Source organism: Sporofaciens sp. JLR.KK001 (assembly GCF_036941055.1).
Taxonomy (GTDB): Bacteria; Bacillota; Clostridia; order Lachnospirales; family Lachnospiraceae; genus Sporofaciens.
In genome coordinates this window covers 3,831,127-3,849,998 of the sequence record NZ_JAYMNO010000001.1, presented here as the reverse complement: position 1 = coordinate 3,849,998, position 18,872 = coordinate 3,831,127, and the positions used below count along the sequence as shown (strand labels likewise).

Sequence of the window (18,872 nt, the reverse complement as noted above, 5' to 3'; positions counted from 1 at the left end):
GCAGTTTTCCGGCATTTCCCGCGGGCAGTGTTGACTTAAGGGGCTATGTAGACCATAATAAACTGGAAAGAAAATGAAGGGAAGGAAGAACGGTGAGACAGCTATGAGAATTTTATTGGTTGAGGATGATATAGAGATCAGCAGGATGCTGAGAGATTATCTTAGCGTTGAGAATTATGAGGTGGTATGTGCAGGAGACGGGGAAGCGGCCAGGGTTCGATTTGACAGCGGCAGCTATGATATCGTCCTGTTGGATCTGATGCTGCCGAAAGTCGGCGGAATGGACGTTATGAAATACATCCGTCAGGCCAGTACCGTGCCGATCATCATCATATCCGCGAAGGATACGGACTCGGATAAGACTCTGGGATTAGGTCTTGGGGCGGATGATTATATTACAAAGCCCTTCTCTGTCACCGAGGTACTGGCAAGGATCAAGGCGAATATCCGGCGGAGCACAGAGTATGCCGGGACCCGTAAGGAGCCGGAACAGCTTGCGGCAGGTTCCCTGGTTATGGATCTGACCACACATACGGTCAGGAAAGCAGGGACCGGTATTGAGCTGACAGCCAAAGAATTTGACATACTAAAGCTCCTGCTTCAGAACCCGAAGAAAGTATATACCAAAGCGCAGATTTATTCCCTGATCTGGAACGATGCTTATATGGGGGATGAGAATGCAGTCAATGTACATATTAGCCGTCTTCGCAACAAGATCGAGGATAATCCAAGAGAACCTAGATATGTTATTACGGTGTGGGGGATCGGCTATAAGTTAGGAGACGTGCTATGAGGGCGGATACGGTCATATTCCTTTTGTCCCTGTGTATTGTTCTGCTAGTTCTGATTGTGATCTACCAGAGGTTCTGCTTCCGGACGGGAATACAGGCGAAGCTTAAGGAGATCAGTAAGAAATTAGAATGTATATTAGATACCAACAGTGATGAAGAAATCATGGTTTTCACCGATGACCGGGTCCTGCAGGGATTGGCGGCGCAGATCAACAGGCTGTTAGAGAGCCGCCGGAAGGCGAAGGCAGATTACAGACGCTCCCAGATTGCTTCTAAGAAGATGCTGTCCAATGTCTCGCATGATATCAAGACGCCCATGACAGTCATACTGGGTTATCTTGAGATCATCCGGCTGAACGGAGATCCGGCACAGGAGATGCTGCTCAAGGTGGAAGCGAAGGCGCAGCGGGTTATGGAGCTGATCGGCCAATTCTTCACACTTGCCAAATTAGAAGCCGGAGATATGAATATGGAACTGTCCCGCGTTAATATCAACGAAGCCTGCCGTGAAAATATCCTGGACTTCTACGAGTTGCTTTCACAGAGAGAATTTACGGTGGATATTGACATTCCGGAGCAGACGATCTACGCCGGCGCCGACAGGGAAGCATTGCAGAGGATTATGTTCAACCTGATCTCCAATGCAGTCCGATACGGCGCTGACGGGAAGTATCTGGGGGTAAGCCTGAGAACCGACAGAACGAAGGTATATATTGATATTACAGACAGAGGACACGGGATCAGCCCTGAATATGCGGATACGGTGTTTGAACGGCTGTTCACAATGGAAGACTCGCGCAACAGCCAGATGCAGGGAAATGGCCTTGGGCTTACGATCGCCAAGAATCTTGCGATGCAGATGGGCGGGGATATTACACTGGAAAGCCAGCCGCATATCAGGACCGTATTTACCGTCATATTGAAAAAATATTCTATTAAGTTGTAAACGAAAGAAAATCGTAAGATTTATTCAAGAGTTTTGAAAATCTGTCTCCCTATAATGGTAAGTAGAAAGGAGGCAAGAATATGCCATACATTTTACAAACCAGCCAACTTACAAAGAAAATCAGAAATAAAGAACTTGTGTCGGATGTTGATATCCATATTTCCAAAGGTGAGATCTACGGATTCCTTGGCCCAAACGGCGCAGGGAAGACGACAGTAATGAAGATGATTACCAATCTATGGAAGCCTGACAGGGGGAGCATTGAGATCTTTGGCGAGATGCTTACGCCTCATTCCTATGAGATCTTAAAACGTATGGGCAGCATCATTGAATTCCCGGTCTTCTATGACCACATGACAGGGCGTGAGAATCTTACGCTTCATTGTGAGTATATGGGCTACTACAATGTGAGCAGTGTGAAGGATGCCCTGCAGATGTTGGGGCTTGACGCTGCCGCGGACCAACCTGTGAAAAGCTATTCGCTGGGAATGAAGGAACGGCTGGGAATTGCGCGGGCTGTGATATGCAAGCCAGAGATTCTTATCTTAGACGAACCCACCAACGGCCTTGACCCTGCCGGAATGAAGCAGATCCGGGAATTGCTTAAGACCCTGTGTTCGGAATACGGAATTACGATCATGATCTCAAGTCATATACTCTCGGAGATCGAGAGCATCGCAGACATGGTAGGTATCATTGACCATGGCCGGATGATGAGAGAAGTGCGGATGAGAGATATCGAAGAAATCAACCTGAACTATATGGAACTTGCTGTCTTAGATGAGAGGAAGGCCGCTTATGTGCTGACGGAGAAGTTAGGGATTGCGAACTTCAAGATCATCGACAGCGGCAGATTCCGCATATACGATCGGTCCGTTTCCAGCGGTCAGCTATCGAAGGCGCTCGCCTTGAACGATGTGGAGGTTGTAGCAATCGGTAAAAAAACAGAGACATTGGAAGATTATTTCCTGAAAATGACTGGGGAGGCGAAATAAATGATGCTGAAATTGATTAAACTTGAATGGAAGAAAAATAGTATTGCGAAATATATCAGAAATGTTGTCATTCTGGCGGCGGTTCTCTGTCTGTTCTTATTTGCCCTCTGTTATCTGGGTATCGCCGATAGTCCAGACAGCGGTATTCCGGACGCTGCGCCGGGGAATGATATGATCTCGTCCTCGATCGAATTATTTACGAGTATGGCATTTCTGGTGTTCACCGGCGTGATGCTCTCAGGCTTCATCGTCAGCTCTTATAATAACAAGACTATGAACCTGATGTTCCTGTATCCGATCAAACGGCATAAGATACTGGTTTCCCAGATGTTGGCCGTATGGATATTTAATTTCACAGCGCTGGTCGCTACAAAGCTTCTGATCTATGGATGCGTGCTGCTTGGATCGCAGTTCATGGTATCTTCCTTTCCGCTGGATTATAATATGGCAGAACCGGGGTTCTATGTTCAGCTTCTTGTCAGATCCATTGTTACCGTTACCATGGGCTTTATCGCACTGTTTATCGGCATGGCGATGAAATCGTCAAAGGCGACGATCGTCGCATCCTTCCTGCTGATCCTGCTTACGCAGGCCAATATGGGAGATCTGACCTTCAGAGACAACGCTGTGATTCCGGTTATATTGACGGTTGTCTCTCTGGTGTTTGCGTTCCTGTCCGTGCGGGAGGCGGAGACGAAGGATTTGAATTAATGCAATACTGTACTAGACCCCCTGCAGACCTGTGGGAATCGGAAGATTTCTATGGAAAAGCTGCTGCTTAGTTGTTATAATGTATAGGAATAGAATCTGAGGCAGAAAACAGCTTGAAAATGACGGAAGGAGTGTGTGAAGAGATGGAGATGAGGAAGAAGAAACTTCCGATAGGAATTGAAAATTTTGAAAAACTTCGTTCCGATAATTTTTACTATATTGATAAAACTGGGCTGATCAGGGAACTTCTTAACAACTGGGGAGAGGTAAATCTGTTTACCCGCCCCAGAAGATTTGGAAAAACGCTGAATATGAGTATGCTGGAACACTTTTTCTCGCTGAATGGGGATAAGCATATTTTTGACGGGCTGGATATTTCAAAGGAAACGGCGCTCCGTGAGGAGTATATGGGGAAATATCCGGTTATTTCCGTTTCCCTGAAAGGGATTGACGCAAGATCCTATGAGATCGCTTATCAAATGGCAGTCCAGATTATCATTGAAGCGGCGGCAAAGTTCTATTTCCTTTTAGAAAGTGGAAAGCTGAATGAGCATGATAAAGCAGCGTACAGAGATCTTTTGGATAAAAATATGAATGAAGGTATGTTTGGCAGCAGTTTAAGGAAGTTATCGGGGATGTTGGAAAAACATTATGGTACAAAAGTGATTGTGCTGATAGACGAATATGATGTCCCGCTGGCAAAAGCTCATGCGAACGGATACTACGACCAGATGATCTCTTTGATCCGAAGCTTGCTTGGTGAAGTATTGAAGACGAATAGCAGTCTGAAATTAGCGGTATTGACCGGGTGTCTCAGAATTTCAAAGGAGAGTATCTTTACCGGGCTTAACAACCTGAAGGTATTGACGATTGCGGATGAGCGTTTTGATGAATACTTCGGTTTTACTGACAAGGAAGTGAAAGGCCTTCTGGAGTATTATGATGTATTGGATCATTATGAGGCAGTAAAAAGATGGTATGACGGTTATCAGTTTGGGAATGTAGAAGTGTATTGCCCGTGGGATGTGCTGAACCATTGTGACAGGATCAGAAGCGAGCCTCATGTGCAGCCGGAAAATTATTGGCTCAATACCAGCAGCAATGACGCGGTGAAACGGTTCATTCAAGAATCGGCAAATATTACGACGAAACGGGAGATTGAGCGTCTGGTGGCAGGGGAAGTCATTACAAAGGAAATCCACCAGGAACTTACGTATGCGGAAGTTTATCAGTCCATTGACAATATCTGGAGCCTTCTTTTTACCACCGGGTATCTGACCCAGCGCGGGAAGGCTGAGGGGAGACGGATGAAACTGGCGATTCCTAATCTGGCGATCCGGGATATTTTTGAGACGCAGATCATGGAATTCTTTAAGGAGAATGTCCGGGAAGACGGGGACATGCTGAACCGCTTCTGTGACGCTTTGCGGAATAAAGACGCGGAAAATGTAGAAAAGATATTTACGGAATATTTAAGGAAGACCATCAGTATCCGGGATACGGCCGCAAGAACAGAGATGAAAGAGAACTTCTATCATGGTGTTCTGCTTGGAATCTTAGGCGTGAAAACCCGGTGGGGGATTTCTTCCAACCGGGAGATGGGAGAGGGATATGCGGATATCCTTGCAGAACCGGATACCGGGGATATGGGGATCATCATAGAAGTAAAATATGCTCATGACGGAGATCTGGATGAGGCATGCAAGGCGGCATTAAGACAGATCGAATATACAAAGTATGAAGATGACCTTGAAGATGATGGGGTAGAGAATATCCTGAAATATGGAATTGCATGTTATAAAAAGCGCTGTAAGGTCATGCTGGCAGAAAAATAAAAGATGATAAAGGTGCGTTTCATAATGTAAATGGGGGAAATATTATATTCTTGCGGAATGAAAGTGCGGATTTAGAATTTTTCACAGTCAAAAATGAGTTTTTAAGGACAATAGGATGAAAAAAATTAATTTATGGTATTTTTATAAGTGTAAGGTGGATGGAATCGACGGGTTCTGATGGATAATTAGTTTGTACAGGGGGAATCTGTAATGGGTATTAAGGCTAGATTGGATAATTCTATATGCAAGTATTGTCGGGAATGGTATAAATTTAGGGGAAATCGTAGTCTGATATTTTTTCGCAGATTGCATTTATTGTATAAGGGAAGGCCAATATCTGTGAAAAAGGATAAAATGAGACATGGATACGGATTAAAAAATGTGGAACGAATTTTGAATAAATATGATGGTACGATTGCATATTTAAGTAGAGACAAAGCTTTTCAAATTGAGCTTCTGTTCTTATAGAACAAATGAAATATTAAGGAGGAACACCGCATAAAGATGTTGCAACGATAAAGTCGGGTGTTTCTTTTAATAACAGTTCGATGCCATGGAGGTGGCAGTACCACATCTTCTTAAGGTGTGAAATGGGAAGGAGAACTTAAAGAGAATTATGAACACCTTAAGAAAGTGTCGGAATTGCCAATACTCCAGATAATCTAAAGACAGAGCTTTCATATGTATACAAATCAGGATTGGGGTTATCGGAAGATCAAATAAAGGTTTTGAGAGATGCAGTGGAAAAGAAGATAGATAAGAAGTTGGAGAATACAAGGCTGGCGCTGGAGGATGCAGCAGCAGACAGATTCCAGGAGTTAATGTGGCCGTGGGAGACGACTTTCGCGAGTTATGTGGCAAAGCAGGCGCCAGGTTACGCGAGTTCTTATGTACAGGGGAAAGAGTATAATTCCAGGGCAGATTATCAGGCTATTTGGAATGGGACATATTAGGAAAAGATGTTGTAATGGTGTTTCTTTCCATTTAGGGAGGTCGTGTAATGCAAATTAATAACAGTTCTGGAAACATTGATAAATTATCTGTCCTTTGGGGAAAGGTATTGCGTTGGTGGCATGGTGATATCTGGGAATTCAATGAGAAGGAGGGGAGTATCCGGGGATAAGTAGTGAGTGGTCAGAGCTTTTCTGTGTTGAAAGGTGTAGAAATTTATAAAAAGTTCATGTAAATATACGTTAAAAATAGATAAAAATTTATTGATATTTACGGGAATATCCGCTATACTAAAACCAATATCTTTAAGGGGGACAGGTTTATGTATAGAAAAGTTATGAGTTTTCTGGAAGAATGGAAGGACAGCAGACACCGGAAACCTCTGATTCTGCAGGGGGCAAGACAGGTCGGTAAGACATATTCCATCTTAGAATTCGGACGCATCCATTATGAAAATGTAGCGTATTTTAACTTTGAAACAAATCCCAGATTAAATGAAACCTTCGAGGAAAATATCAGCCCTGATTATCTGATCCCGATTTTGTCCCATATTGCGGGTCAGACTATTGTCAGAGACAAGACACTGATTGTATTTGACGAGGTGCAGCTCTGTGAGAGAGCTCTGACTTCTCTGAAATACTTCTGTGAGGATGCTCCGGGTTATCATATTATTGTGGCGGGCAGTCTGCTGGGGGTGGCAGTAAACAGGGCGAAGTTCTCCTTTCCAGTGGGCAAGGTGGATATGAAAACTCTGTATCCCATGGATATGGAGGAGTTTATGCTTGCCATGGGAGAGCGGGAGCTTGTGGAGCAGATCAAAAAAAGCTTTGCTGCAGATACACCGCTGCCCGGGGCTCTCCATGACGCGGCTATGCGGCTCTACCGTCAGTATTTGATAGTAGGCGGTATGCCGGAGTGTGTGAAGCTGTTTGCAGAGACAAAAGATTATATCCTGATCCGCCATGCCCAGGATACAATTCTTGCGAGTTATCTCAATGACATGAGCAAATACAATAACCTGAATGAAATTAAAAAGACGCGTCTTGCCTATGACAATATTACCGTCCAGCTATCCAAAAAGAATACCCGTTTCCAGTATAAGCTGATAAAAAAAGGGGGGCGCGCTTCAGAATTTGAAAATGCTATTGAATGGCTCTGTCTGTCCGGGATTGCATCCCAGGTCTATAAGGTGGAACAAATTAAAAAACCGCTTGAAAATTACCGCGATATCGATACATTCAAGATCTATGTGTCGGACATGGGACTGCTTCTTGCCAAGAAGGATCTGGTAGCAAATGACATTCTCTATATGGTGGAGGATATCAATGATTTTAAGGGCGGAATGACAGAGAATTATGTGAATGTGCAGCTTGTAATAAACGGGTACAGTACCTATTACTGGATGTCTGAACGAGGGGCTGAGATAGACTTTGTGATTCAGCGAGGCGGAAAACTGATACCTATTGAGGTTAAGTCAGCAGATAACACCAGAGCCAAGAGCCTGAAGGTTTATATGGATACCTACAGGCCTGACTATGCCATCAAGCTTTCCGGGAAAAATTTTGGTTTTGAGGACGGAAAAAAGACAGTTCCTCTTTACGCTGCATTTTGTATTTAACTTACAGATCTTGAATCAATTCCTCGTTTGATCCGGAACAGCAGGATCACATAGATGGTCTCTATGACGGCTGTATAGAATAAAGATAATGTAATCTGCGCAAGGCCGGGTCCGATCGAAGTAAGGTCTTTAGATAGTTTAGCAGAGAGAATAATCCGATCAATGCGAAGAGGGCCCCAATGGTCAGTGATAACGCACCGGCGTATTTGACGGCTTGCAGGGATGCTTGTATTTCCTTTGCTGATAATTTCGTTCCTGGCAGACATAATTTCCATGCATTGATATAATCATGGAATCGATTGGAGAACGATATGATCAGAAATTTTGAACCGAACAGATAGAACATAGTAGGCATATCGAAGATATCAATGATCCTGCCCACGGGAAGGCTGGAGACAATGAGTCCGGCAAAAGCCAGAGCAATACACAGAATGCCTGGCGGTACTGGATGGGCAGTGCAAGGAATACGCTCGAAGAATTAAGGAAGAACATAGGAATTATGTTCTTAAATCATATGGTCAATACAAAGTTCCTTTTCTTTTTGCGACGAACGGCAGAGGATATATCAAGCAATATGAAGAAATGTCGGGGATATGGTTTCTTGATGTCAGAGAGCAGTTTCATTCAGCAAAAGCATTGTCGGGATGGCCAAGTCCCGAAGGATTGGAACAGGATTTGGAAAAGGATATCACCGAAGCGGATAAGCAGCTCGCAGCAACCGGATATGAGATCTTACAGGATCCGAATGGATTGGGATTACGTGATTATCAGATAGAGGCGATTAAAGCAGCAGAAGAAGCAATTGCAGAACATAAAGACAGAATACTTCTGGCAATGGCAACGGGAACAGGAAAGACACGAACAGTATTGGGGATGATATATCGTTTTTTGACTGCAAAAAGGTTTAAGAGGATATTATATCTGGTGGATCGGAATACTCTTGGCAATCAAACTATGGATACGTTCAAAGACGTTCGTTTGGAAGGTTTGATGTCACTTGACAAGCTATATGATATAAAAGACCTGAAAGAAAAGAATTTTGAGAAAGATACGAGGGTTCATATAGCTACGGTGCAAAGTCTGGTTAAGAGAATTATGTATAATGATTCAGACAGTAGATTGGGAGTCTCAGATTATGATTTGATCATCGTGGACGAGGCTCATAGGGGATATATACTGGATAAGGACATGGGAGAGGATGAGGTTCTTTATCGTAATCAAGATGAATTTCGAAGCAAATACAGAGCAGTTATTGATTATTTTGATGCGGTAAAGATTGCGCTCACAGCAACACCGGCGTTGCATACGACGGAGATTTTTGGAAAACCGGTCTATACTTATGATTATACGACTGCTGTTATAGAAGGTTATTTGGTAGATCATGACGCACCGCATTTTATCAGGACACAATTGAGTGAAGAAGGGATTATTTTTGAGGCTGGAAGTACGGCGTTTATGTACGATCCTGAAACGGATCCGGATACAGTAATCGAAAGTGGAGAATTAGAAGATGATTTGAAGTTTGAAATAGAAGATTTTAACAGGCGTGTTGTGAATAAAAGTTTTAATGAAACTGTGCTTCAGGAAATAGCGAAAGATATTGATCCGAATGAGAAGGGGAAAACACTTATTTTTGCGGTTGATGACGCACATGCTGATATGATTGCCAGGATTTTAAAAGATTATTATACAGAACAGGGAATCAGTGAAGAAGCGGTAATGAAGATTACAGGTTCTATTGAAAATGGGAATTCTGAAAAGATCAAAGAAGCAATCCGTAGGTTTAAGAATGAAGATTTTCCAAGTATTGTTGTGACGGTAGATTTGCTCACGACAGGGATTGATGTGGAAAGAATTGTAAATCTGGTGTTCATGCGTAGAATCCGTTCCCGGATTTTGTTTGAACAGATGTTGGGAAGGGCAACGAGACTGTGTCCGGAGATTGAGAAAACACATTTTGAGATTTACGATGCGGTGGGTATATATAATGCGATAGAGCCATTGTCTTCTATGAAGCCGATTGTAGCAGATCCTAAAACAACGTTTGAGGATCTGATTAATGGTATAGACAGTTTGGAAAGTGATAAGAAACGTAAGAGACAGATTGATAGGATTGTTGTTAAAATTCTTAGGAATAAGAATAAAATGACAGACGAATTTAGGGAACATTTTCAAATGTTGGCAGACGGACAATCACCGGAAGTATTTGTTGAAAATCTTCGTAAGATGCCGGTCGATCAGGCGGTGGAGACAGTTAAAAGATGTAAAGAGGCCTTTTCATATGTACATGGCGTGTCCAAAGGAAGAATGAAATATATCAGTGATGCAGAGGATAAAATTATCAGTCATGAGCGGGGATATGGAAATTCTGTGAAGCCTGAGGATTATCTGAAGGAATTTCGAGATTTTATAGATACGCATTTGAATGAAATTGCAGCGCTGAATATTGTGGCTACGAGACCGAAAGATCTGACGCGCCAGTCCTTAAAAGAATTGAAACAGATATTAGGAAATCAATGTTAACAACCTAACTCAAGCAACTACAACATATAGTGTTTCTTTTAATTGGCACGGGATTCCCTGTGCCTTTCTTTATTTATAACCACTAATACGATTAAAATATTGCACAAAATTCGCCCATAAAAACCAGCATATTTACTATTGACATAAGCTCCAAAAAATGCGGCGCAGCCCTTGTTTATATTACTTTTTTAAGGGGGCTGCATCGTATGAATTTAATTCAAATCTTAGTCGATATTATCTGTAACACATTACTTGATCCACATGTCCTTGAACGGGCCAGAAACAGAAAAGGGGCTTTTACACGCAATTGCGGGAAACTTCCCTATTGGACATTGATCAAACTGTTATTAAGAAATTCCAAGAAAACTATTTCTTCATCACTGGATGAATTCTTTACCGAATTGCGGCATATATCAGGAATTCCAATCTCTGATACTGTGAAATGTTCCCAACAGGCTTTCAGCAAGGCCCGTTCCGGCATTGATCACTCTATTTTCAAAGAATGCTTCGAACGTGTACTTGACTTCCTTTGCAGCAGGGATTCCCTGGATTTCCATTCACGTTTCATGGGTGTATGGGGACGGCAGATCATTGCTGTTGACGGCTCTAAAATACCTCTTCCTAACCGTAAGACTCTTCTTGATAAATACGGCAGCATAGGGAGAGGCCAAAACTCTCCCACTGCCATTGCCAGTGTTGCTTTTGATGTACTGAATCACCGCATCCTTGATGCACAGCTCGAACCCATGAGCGTCGGTGAACGTACCCTTGCCATAAGGCATATGCAAAATATAAAAAGCAAAGCACGGACGAATCTATTATACACCATATTTGTCTTCGATAGGGGATATGCTTCAAAAAATTTATTTTCTTTTATCGAAGACACCTTACATGCCGGATATCTCTTCCGGTTAAGGACTAAATTTAACACGGATATTGATGCACTCCCTGTACCGGCGGATCGAAATGGAATCAGTGACTATATCTTTTTCCTTGATGGCAGGAAAGTACGCATCCTTAAATTTTACCTCCCAAGTGGGACGGTGGAAACGCTGATCACAAATGATTTTGACCTTGCCAAAGAACTGTTCCGCCAGTGTTACTTCCTTAGATGGCCGGTGGAGGAGAATTATAAGCTTGTCAAAGAAAAGATCGGGCTCACTAATTTCCGGGGCTATTCCGAGAACTCCGTTCTCCAGGAATTCTGGATATCGGTATTGCTTGCAAACCTGGCTCTTGCCATAAAGCGGGAGACGGACGGCATTGTTGACAGCACCATAAACCAGAAAGGGAATCAGAACAAATATATGACAAACATGAATGAGCTTGTCGGATACCTGAGCCGTCATATAGGAGAATATATGGATACTGATACAGACACAGAAAAGTATGGCATCATCCGCTGTATATTTGATTTTGCCGTATCTCACCGGGTGCGTGACAAAAAGGGCAGCGGGGAATCAAATCTACGTACAACTCCAAGAAAAGTCAAACATCATTACAATAACAAGACTACACACTAATACCATTTAAGAAAGGTGGTGGTGCCAGTTTCTTTATATTCTACAATACAAACGCCATATCTAAAAAAACAGCTGATAGCAACCAAGGGGAAAGTCTGCCCTTTTTTCAGTGTATTTTAATCATTTCTATCATCTGCTATTATTGGTTTAATAGCTTAATCCTATTGTGATATCATGCCACTACTAAGTTGTTAACATTGATTAGGAAATAATAATTTTAGAGAAACAATGCTTCAAACTGCCTGGAAAGAGATGACAAATGAAGATATTGCGGCTGACATTATCAGCTTTATCAGACAGAGAAGTGCAGGAGATGTTCTAATTAGTAAAGATGACAGAATACATGGTGCGATTGAGAGATTAAAAGAGTCTCACCCTGAACTGGGTAAGCTGCAATTGAACTGGCTTGAAAGAATAGAGTCATATCTAAAGAAAGAAACGGTGCTTAGCAGAGAATCATTCGATGCGGAGGCATTCAGGAATAAAGGTGGATATAATGCTGTCAATAAGGCATTTGGGAACAAGTTAGACAGCATTATTGATGAAATTAACACCTATATGTATACAGCATGATAATAGGGAGGATTTGAGATACAATGACAAACAATGAAATTGTAGCTAAACTTTGGAATATGTGTAATGTACTCAGGGATGATGGGATTACCTATCATCAATATGTAACAGAGCTTACGTATATTTTATTCTTGAAAATGGCAAAGGAGACGGAATCAGAGAAGAATATTCCTGAAAAATATCGTTGGGATGAATTAAAGAAAAAAGAAGGAATGGAACTAAAGAGGTTCTATGAAGAACTCCTGCGCGAATTAGGGGATAACTGTACAGGGCGTATTCAGGAAATATACAGCGGGGCTAAAAGTAATATTGAAGAACCAGCTAATTTGAAGAAAATAATAACAAATATTGACAGTCTCGACTGGTATAGCGCAAAAGAAGAAGGGCTTGGCAATCTCTATGAAGGGCTTTTGGAGAAGAACGCCAGCGAAAAGAAATCTGGAGCAGGCCAGTATTTTACTCCGCGTGTTTTGATTGATGTTATGACAAAGTTGATTGCACCGCAGCCAGGAGAACGATGTAATGATCCGGCCTGTGGAACATTTGGTTTCATGATTGCGGCAGATAACTATATTAAAAAGAATACCGATGAGTTGTTTTCTTTGGATGAAGAGACGGCGAGATTTCAGAAATATGAAGCATTTACTGGCGGTGAACTGGTTCATGAAACGCATAGACTGGCGCTTATGAATGCAATGTTGCACGATATTGAAGGGAAAATTCATTTGTGCGATACCCTGTCAAACCAAGGAACGGTAATGAAAGATTTTGATGTGGTTCTTACTAATCCGCCGTTTGGTACAAAAAAAGGCGGAGAACGAGCAACGCGTAGTGATTTTACATATCAGACAAGTAATAAGCAGTTGAATTTTTTACAGCATATCTACCGAAGTTTAAAGAGAAATGGGAAATCCAGGGCGGCAGTGGTATTGCCGGATAATGTTCTTTTTGCAGATGGAGACGGGGAGAGAATCCGCCGTGACCTCATGGAAAAATGTAATCTTCATACAATTCTGCGACTGCCTACGGGGATATTTTACGCACAGGGTGTGAAGACAAATGTATTGTTTTTTACTCGTGGAGAAACAGATCAGGGGAATACAAGGGAAGTGTGGATCTATGATCTTCGTTCAGAGATGCCTTCCTTTGGAAAAACAAATCCATTGAAAATCAGCCATTTTGATGAATTTGTGGAGTGTTATAAGGGCGCAGATCTATCAGCGCGTAAAGAGACTTACAGTGAAGAAAATCCTAACGGCAGATGGCGTAGATTCACATATGAGGAGATCCTTGCCCGCGATAAGACAAGCCTGGATATTACGTGGATTAAGAGCGATGCAGAGGGAGAAGATTTTACATTGGCTGAATTACTGGAACAAATTAAGGAAAAATCAGCTAATATAGCGAATGCAGTTGCCGAGTTAGAAAAATTAATTGGTGAGGTAGATGAATAATGGATACAAAAGCATTGCGGCAGAAGATATTGGATCTTGCTATTCGCGGGAAATTGGTACCTCAAGATCCGAATGATGAACCGGCTTCTGTCTTGTTGGAGAGAATCAGGGAAGAAAAACAGCAGATGTTGAAAGAAGGGAAGTTAAAGCCGAAGGATGTGAAGAATGATACGATTATCTTTCGGGGAGAAGATAATTTGCATTATGAGAAGTTCCGGGATGGGACGATGAAATGTATTGAAGATGAGATACCGTTTGAGGTGCCGGAGGGGTGGGAGTGGTGTAGGTTAGGAGTTTTGTTTAATCATAATACAGGTAAAGCTCTAAATAAAAACAATTCTACTGGCACTTTATTATCATACATCACAACATCAAATCTTTATTGGAATCATTTTGAGTTAGATTCAATTAAAGGAATGTATTTCTCCGACACAGAAATTGAAAAATGTACTGTTAATAAAGGTGATTTATTGGTATGTGAAGGTGGTGATATAGGTCGAGCAGCAATTTGGAACTATGATTATGATATTAGAATTCAAAATCATATTCACAAATTGAGACCATTCACTAATATCAGTGTAGAATTATATTATCATATTTTTTGGTGTTAGTCAAAAAATATGTTGGTCTTGCTGAGTGTCCAGATTTTGGGACACCCAAAGTAGTATCATATGATTATCTAATGAATTTTGAGGTGATAATCATATGAAAGATAAAATCAATACGCTGTTTGATTGCATTAAAAACCTATGTAACTCGGACTTGGAACGCATCATTAACTTTGTAATGGGGATCGTTTCCGTTAATCAAAGCCTAGCTGACAGACCCCAATGCCCGTACTGTCAGAGTTCAAAAGTTATCAAGTATGGTCATGCAAATGGGAAACAGCGTTTCTATTGTCATGAATGCGGAAAGACCTACCTATACTCAACCGGTACACTGACGGCCAATTCGCATTTTAGCCGATCCATTTGGGCCGATTTCATTCATGACACACTGGTTGGTGCATCTCTGGACTTCTCTGCTGAAAAGTTCGGATTTTCTCATCAAACAGCATTTAATATGAGGCATAAAGTTCTTATGGCACTTCAGGACATGCTTGAAAAAGAGCCTGTTCTTCTTTCTGGTATCGCTGAACTGGATGAAACATTTGTCCTTGACTGCTATAAAGGAAAGACCGTTCCAACGGAAGCGAACCGTACTGCCCGTAAGCATGGAGCTACAGCAGCAAAACGAGGAATTTCAAATGAATATATCGCAATCTGCACAGGTATCCAGCGTGATGGCAAGGCAATAGCAGAGACCGTAAACCGCGCAAAGCCATCTGGCAAGGAATTGTATGAAATATTTGGCACACATATCTGCGAGGAGACTCTAATACTTACAGATGGACTTCGAAGCTATAACAGTCTGGGGGCAGCGACGGGTTGTACGGTTATGGATGTAAACCATGAAGAAAATAAGAAGCTGTTTAATCTGAATACAGTGAACAGCATGCATTCCTATATTAAGGAAACATACAACCATTACCGCGGAGTGGCAACAAAATATCTCAATCGTTACAATGCACTATTTTCGATAGCTTTCCGGTGTGCAGGAGGTTTAGCAACTTCTCTGTTTCTTTCATTGTGCAATATTGGAAACAGTTGCTATTGGCATGGTGTCTATGATGTACGCAATTATCGTCTGGTAATACTGTAATGAGATTAGACCAACATATTTATTGACTAACACCTATTTTTTATTATTATAAGCTATGTGGAATGATTAATGGAAAAGGTATCGGTATTCAAGGATTATCTTCTAATCAACTTCATTCAATCCCCATGCCTTTACCTTCATTATCCGAACAATACCGCATAGTAGAAAAACTCAACGAACTTTTATCTTTCGTTGATACTATCGAATCTAACAAAACCACCTTGCAAGACCTCATCAAACAGACCAAATCAAAAATCCTCGACCTTGCAATCAGAGGTAAACTTGTTCCTCAGAACCTAAATGACGAGCCAACTTCTGTTCTCCTTGAACGCATAAGAGTCGAGAAAGAAGAACTTATTAAGCAAGGCAAAATCAAGCGTGATAAGAAGGAATCCATTATCTTCCGAGGTGATGATAACTCTTATTATGAGAAGATAAAAAATGAAGTGCATTGTATTGACAGTGAACTTCCTTTTAAATTGCCTGTCGGTTGGGCATATGAACGACTTGGTAATATTTGTTCCGTGGCTAGGGGTGGTTCTCCAAGACCGATAGAAGACTATTTGACAGATGATGAGAATGGCTTGAATTGGATAAAAATCAGCGATACAAAACAGGGTGGCAAATATATATTCTCAACGAAAGAGAAAATACGCCGGGAAGGCCTTAGTAAAACAAGACTTGTAAAATGTGGAGATTTTCTTCTTACAAATTCAATGAGCTTCGGTCGTCCTTATATTCTACAAACAAATGGTTGTATACATGACGGTTGGCTTGTCATTGGTGATACGGAAAGTGTTTTTCAGCAAGAGTTTCTCTACTATTTGCTGAGCTCAACTACTATGTTCAATACTCTAAATTCACTTGCTGTAGGATCAACTGTTAAAAATTTAAAATCTGAAAGTGTTAAATCTCTTATTGTACCCATTCCGCCACTTCAGGAACAAGCAGCTATTGCACAATACATAGAAACAATTTTTGATGCTATACTTCCAATAGAAAAGAGCCTCAAATAAGGCTCTTTTCTATTACTGATATAATTGCGAATATTTCGGTTACTGTTACGACAATTCGTCTTTGTTCGGGGTAGGGCGGTATTGGGATAAGCATTTCTCTTAGTGTGATAGATTTTAGCTCTTTTTGATTTGTGGATCCCTCACCCTTTTTCTCAAATTCACCTTGATTTGCTTTCATGAACACGTACATGTAAAATTTTTTAATGCCAAGGTAAGTTCGGATAACTGTAACATGGGAATCGGGAACTATTGGAAGATTTTTACAGTTATCTGTCGAGCGGTAAAATCCAACACGGCCAAGGGTTCCTATGCCGGTTGAATTAATTACGACATCGCCATCCTGCAAATATTCATCATCTGAATATTTGCTCAAAGTGCTTTCATCGAGGTACAATGCTAGACTTGTATCAATACCACTCTGTTTTGTATTACACTTTTGAGCAAAAACGAGTGTATAACTATGATTAGCATACTTAGGCGATTTCCCTCTACGGATTTCTTTAATACAACAGTTTTCAAGCCGCATCCATTCCCATGTGTTAGGTATTTCAAATGGTATCTCCTTATTTATACAAAAAATACTATCACTTGTCTTCTCATAATAAGAGATATGAATATTTAAGGCTGTCAAAATAACTTTTTTCAAAAAACTTTTGAGTAGAAAATGAAATGACTATATTTTAACATATTTCTGGTTTCTACTATTGGGCTTATCAGGAATAGTAGGTCTAATCATTTTATTTTTAATCATTGGATTTATAATATTTTTTCTAAAGTATTCTGCGGTTTTTATTCCACAAAATGTTTGTAGTTCCTTTCGACTCTTTGGAGTGGAACAATATACCAGTAATTCTGCCAATTTTTCGGAGGATAATTTGATCTGTGCAGTGATTTCTGGATTAACTTGCGTAGTGACTTCCGTACTAACTTGCGTAGTGACTTCCGTACTAACTTGCGTAGTGACTTCCGTACTAGCTTGTATATTCGAATTTTCTATTGGTCCAACAGTAGAGGTCGCCGCTTCACTTAATGGTACAATAATGCGGAAAATATCCCCTTCTTTGAATTCTGGTTCAGCATTCGAATATAGTTGGGTATACTTATAGGTGTTTCTCATTCCAGAACCAAGTTCATCAGCAAGCCCTATTTCTCGGAAAACTTTTGAAATAGAAGGATTTTTCGGAAATGGTTCAAAGGTAGCGAGATCCAAATTTCCATATCCATGTGAGCGATTGCTGTTTTCCGTGAAAATACGCTCTTTTTCTATAACCAATTTGGCTACATAAGCATTCGAAAAGTCTCTGTGAGCTAATAAATTTGAAATAATTTCACGCAGAATCTTATCTCTTGCACTCACACTTATGATTCCATCCATAGCAAATAAGTCATTTAAATGACGTTTCCCAAAACCCATCAAACGATCATAGCTATCTAACAAATTCGTGATAATAACATCACGATCATCATAACGGTCTGTATTATATACACGGAATATTGCATCAGTTTTGTGATGTGATAAAACTGATAATATCATATTATCAGTACCAAACAAGAGAATAGAAGCTAATGTAATACCTTCCTTACCACTTGTAATATCTGTAAGGATTAGTCCGGCACTTCGTAACATTTCTTCGTCAGTCATATTGAGCCAAGGATGCATGTCTATCCGTACTTTTGTCATTTCACGCGCACGTTCTATCAAATCATGACGAAGATCCATGACTGAAAACACAGGAAATACTTTATTGACGTAATAAGTATCCTGCTTTCTGGCATAAAGTTGATAGACTAAGCCTTCATTGTTAGTAATATCAATATCAGCTTCGTGATTCCTGTCATAAATGCGTCCACTGCAACGACATACATTTGAGCTTACCGGAACGCGGATATAAAGAATAGTCTTAGCCTCCCATTCGTACTCTATAGGTATAAGATATAGGGGCGGATACATTTTATTCCCATTGTTGATAGTAGTTACAAAATCTTTTTTCATTTGATCAACACAATCTGGTTGTATTCCGATAATTGTTCCATTATCTTTTACTCCAAGAAAGATATGTCCACCATCACGGTTAGAAAATGAACAAACAGTCTCATAAGTATCTTTGGTAATATCCGCAGTCGACTTTTTAAATTCCACAGTATGTGTCTCGCCCTGTTCAATCAATGCTAAAAGTTCAGATGGTAAAATCATAAATCATACTCCTTCCGTGTTGATGTAATGATAAAATTATA

The 18,872-nt window shown here is 40.9% G+C and carries 17 protein-coding genes and 1 pseudogene; 16 read left to right on the top strand and 2 right to left on the bottom strand.

The window, feature by feature from the left end:
- Positions 1 to 103 precede the first annotated feature (103 nt).
- From VSQ62_RS19520 to VSQ62_RS19450, 16 genes and pseudogenes are all read left to right on the top strand, one after another.
- On the top strand, positions 104 to 793 hold the full coding sequence (locus VSQ62_RS19520) for a response regulator transcription factor (RefSeq protein WP_334636445.1): 690 nt from the start codon (positions 104 to 106) through the stop codon (positions 791 to 793).
- Positions 790 to 1,737: a sensor histidine kinase gene (locus tag VSQ62_RS19515; protein ID WP_334636443.1), complete on the top strand. Its 948-nt coding sequence runs from the start codon at positions 790 to 792 to the stop codon at positions 1,735 to 1,737. The genes VSQ62_RS19520 and VSQ62_RS19515 overlap by 4 nt, the downstream gene beginning before the upstream one ends.
- Before the next feature lie 80 nt (positions 1,738 to 1,817).
- Positions 1,818 to 2,732 carry an ABC transporter ATP-binding protein gene (locus tag VSQ62_RS19510; protein ID WP_334636442.1) on the top strand — a complete coding sequence of 305 codons (915 nt, stop codon included), beginning with the start codon at positions 1,818 to 1,820 and terminating at the stop codon, positions 2,730 to 2,732.
- A gap of 3 nt (positions 2,733 to 2,735) precedes the next feature.
- Entirely contained in the window at positions 2,736 to 3,443 is a 708-nt protein-coding gene (locus tag VSQ62_RS19505; protein WP_334637724.1) for an ABC transporter permease, read from the top strand.
- A gap of 143 nt (positions 3,444 to 3,586) precedes the next feature.
- On the top strand, positions 3,587 to 5,278 hold the full coding sequence (locus VSQ62_RS19500; RefSeq protein WP_334637723.1) for an AAA family ATPase: 1,692 nt from the start codon (positions 3,587 to 3,589) through the stop codon (positions 5,276 to 5,278).
- A 210-nt stretch (positions 5,279 to 5,488) separates the two neighbouring features.
- A complete protein-coding gene (locus VSQ62_RS32510) occupies positions 5,489 to 5,746 on the top strand; it encodes a GHKL domain-containing protein (protein ID WP_350339919.1) in 258 nt (85 codons plus the stop codon).
- A gap of 272 nt (positions 5,747 to 6,018) precedes the next feature.
- Positions 6,019 to 6,231, top strand: a complete 213-nt coding sequence (locus VSQ62_RS19495) for a hypothetical protein (protein WP_334636441.1) — start codon at positions 6,019 to 6,021, stop codon at positions 6,229 to 6,231.
- A 47-nt stretch (positions 6,232 to 6,278) separates the two neighbouring features.
- On the top strand, positions 6,279 to 6,401 hold the full coding sequence (locus VSQ62_RS19490; RefSeq protein WP_334636440.1) for a hypothetical protein: 123 nt from the start codon (positions 6,279 to 6,281) through the stop codon (positions 6,399 to 6,401).
- 150 nt (positions 6,402 to 6,551) lie between these two features.
- Positions 6,552 to 7,847 (top strand): ATP-binding protein, encoded by a 1,296-nt coding sequence (locus VSQ62_RS19485; RefSeq protein WP_334636438.1) that lies wholly within the window; start codon positions 6,552 to 6,554, stop codon positions 7,845 to 7,847.
- 435 nt (positions 7,848 to 8,282) lie between these two features.
- On the top strand, positions 8,283 to 10,370 hold the full coding sequence (gene hsdR / locus VSQ62_RS19480) for a type I restriction-modification system endonuclease (protein ID WP_334637722.1): 2,088 nt from the start codon (positions 8,283 to 8,285) through the stop codon (positions 10,368 to 10,370).
- Positions 10,371 to 10,576: 206 nt separating this feature from the next.
- Positions 10,577 to 11,893 carry an IS4 family transposase gene (locus VSQ62_RS19475; protein ID WP_334636437.1) on the top strand — a complete coding sequence of 439 codons (1,317 nt, stop codon included), beginning with the start codon at positions 10,577 to 10,579 and terminating at the stop codon, positions 11,891 to 11,893.
- Between the two features lie 225 nt (positions 11,894 to 12,118).
- A pseudogene (locus VSQ62_RS19470) lies at positions 12,119 to 12,466 on the top strand (type I restriction-modification enzyme R subunit C-terminal domain-containing protein); the annotation flags it as partial.
- A gap of 23 nt (positions 12,467 to 12,489) precedes the next feature.
- The gene (locus tag VSQ62_RS19465) at positions 12,490 to 13,920 is read left to right on the top strand and encodes a class I SAM-dependent DNA methyltransferase (RefSeq protein WP_334636436.1); all 1,431 of its coding nucleotides are present in this window, start codon (positions 12,490 to 12,492) and stop codon (positions 13,918 to 13,920) included.
- The gene (locus VSQ62_RS19460; RefSeq protein ID WP_334636435.1) at positions 13,920 to 14,531 is read left to right on the top strand and encodes a restriction endonuclease subunit S; all 612 of its coding nucleotides are present in this window, start codon (positions 13,920 to 13,922) and stop codon (positions 14,529 to 14,531) included. Before VSQ62_RS19465 ends, VSQ62_RS19460 begins: the two co-directional genes overlap by 1 nt.
- 94 nt (positions 14,532 to 14,625) lie before the next feature.
- Positions 14,626 to 15,621: an IS1595 family transposase gene (locus tag VSQ62_RS19455; protein ID WP_004074349.1), complete on the top strand. Its 996-nt coding sequence runs from the start codon at positions 14,626 to 14,628 to the stop codon at positions 15,619 to 15,621.
- Positions 15,622 to 15,656: 35 nt separating this feature from the next.
- On the top strand, positions 15,657 to 16,637 hold the full coding sequence (locus VSQ62_RS19450) for a restriction endonuclease subunit S (RefSeq protein ID WP_334637720.1): 981 nt from the start codon (positions 15,657 to 15,659) through the stop codon (positions 16,635 to 16,637).
- Here VSQ62_RS19450 and VSQ62_RS19445 read toward each other — a convergent pair.
- Positions 16,630 to 17,010: a restriction endonuclease subunit S gene (locus VSQ62_RS19445; RefSeq protein WP_334636434.1), complete on the bottom strand. Its 381-nt coding sequence runs from the start codon at positions 17,008 to 17,010 to the stop codon at positions 16,630 to 16,632. The genes VSQ62_RS19450 and VSQ62_RS19445 overlap by 8 nt on opposite strands.
- 300 nt (positions 17,011 to 17,310) lie before the next feature.
- Positions 17,311 to 18,831, bottom strand: coding sequence for an RNA/DNA-binding domain-containing protein (locus VSQ62_RS19440; RefSeq protein ID WP_502957771.1), 1,521 nt, complete (start codon positions 18,829 to 18,831; stop codon positions 17,311 to 17,313).
- Positions 18,832 to 18,872 lie beyond the last annotated feature (41 nt).

Coding starts and splice junctions, on each gene's coding strand:
- VSQ62_RS19520 (WP_334636445.1), top strand. CDS start 104: ATGAGAATTTTATTGGTTGAGGATGATATAGAGATCAGCAGGATGCTG.
- VSQ62_RS19515 (WP_334636443.1), top strand. CDS start 790: ATGAGGGCGGATACGGTCATATTCCTTTTGTCCCTGTGTATTGTTCTG.
- VSQ62_RS19510 (WP_334636442.1), top strand. CDS start 1,818: ATGCCATACATTTTACAAACCAGCCAACTTACAAAGAAAATCAGAAAT.
- VSQ62_RS19505 (WP_334637724.1), top strand. CDS start 2,736: ATGCTGAAATTGATTAAACTTGAATGGAAGAAAAATAGTATTGCGAAA.
- VSQ62_RS19500 (WP_334637723.1), top strand. CDS start 3,587: ATGGAGATGAGGAAGAAGAAACTTCCGATAGGAATTGAAAATTTTGAA.
- VSQ62_RS32510 (WP_350339919.1), top strand. CDS start 5,489: ATGGGTATTAAGGCTAGATTGGATAATTCTATATGCAAGTATTGTCGG.
- VSQ62_RS19490 (WP_334636440.1), top strand. CDS start 6,279: ATGCAAATTAATAACAGTTCTGGAAACATTGATAAATTATCTGTCCTT.
- VSQ62_RS19485 (WP_334636438.1), top strand. CDS start 6,552: ATGTATAGAAAAGTTATGAGTTTTCTGGAAGAATGGAAGGACAGCAGA.
- VSQ62_RS19475 (WP_334636437.1), top strand. CDS start 10,577: ATGAATTTAATTCAAATCTTAGTCGATATTATCTGTAACACATTACTT.
- VSQ62_RS19465 (WP_334636436.1), top strand. CDS start 12,490: ATGACAAACAATGAAATTGTAGCTAAACTTTGGAATATGTGTAATGTA.
- VSQ62_RS19460 (WP_334636435.1), top strand. CDS start 13,920: ATGGATACAAAAGCATTGCGGCAGAAGATATTGGATCTTGCTATTCGC.
- VSQ62_RS19455 (WP_004074349.1), top strand. CDS start 14,626: ATGAAAGATAAAATCAATACGCTGTTTGATTGCATTAAAAACCTATGT.
- VSQ62_RS19440 (WP_502957771.1), bottom strand. CDS start 18,831: ATGATTTTACCATCTGAACTTTTAGCATTGATTGAACAGGGCGAGACA.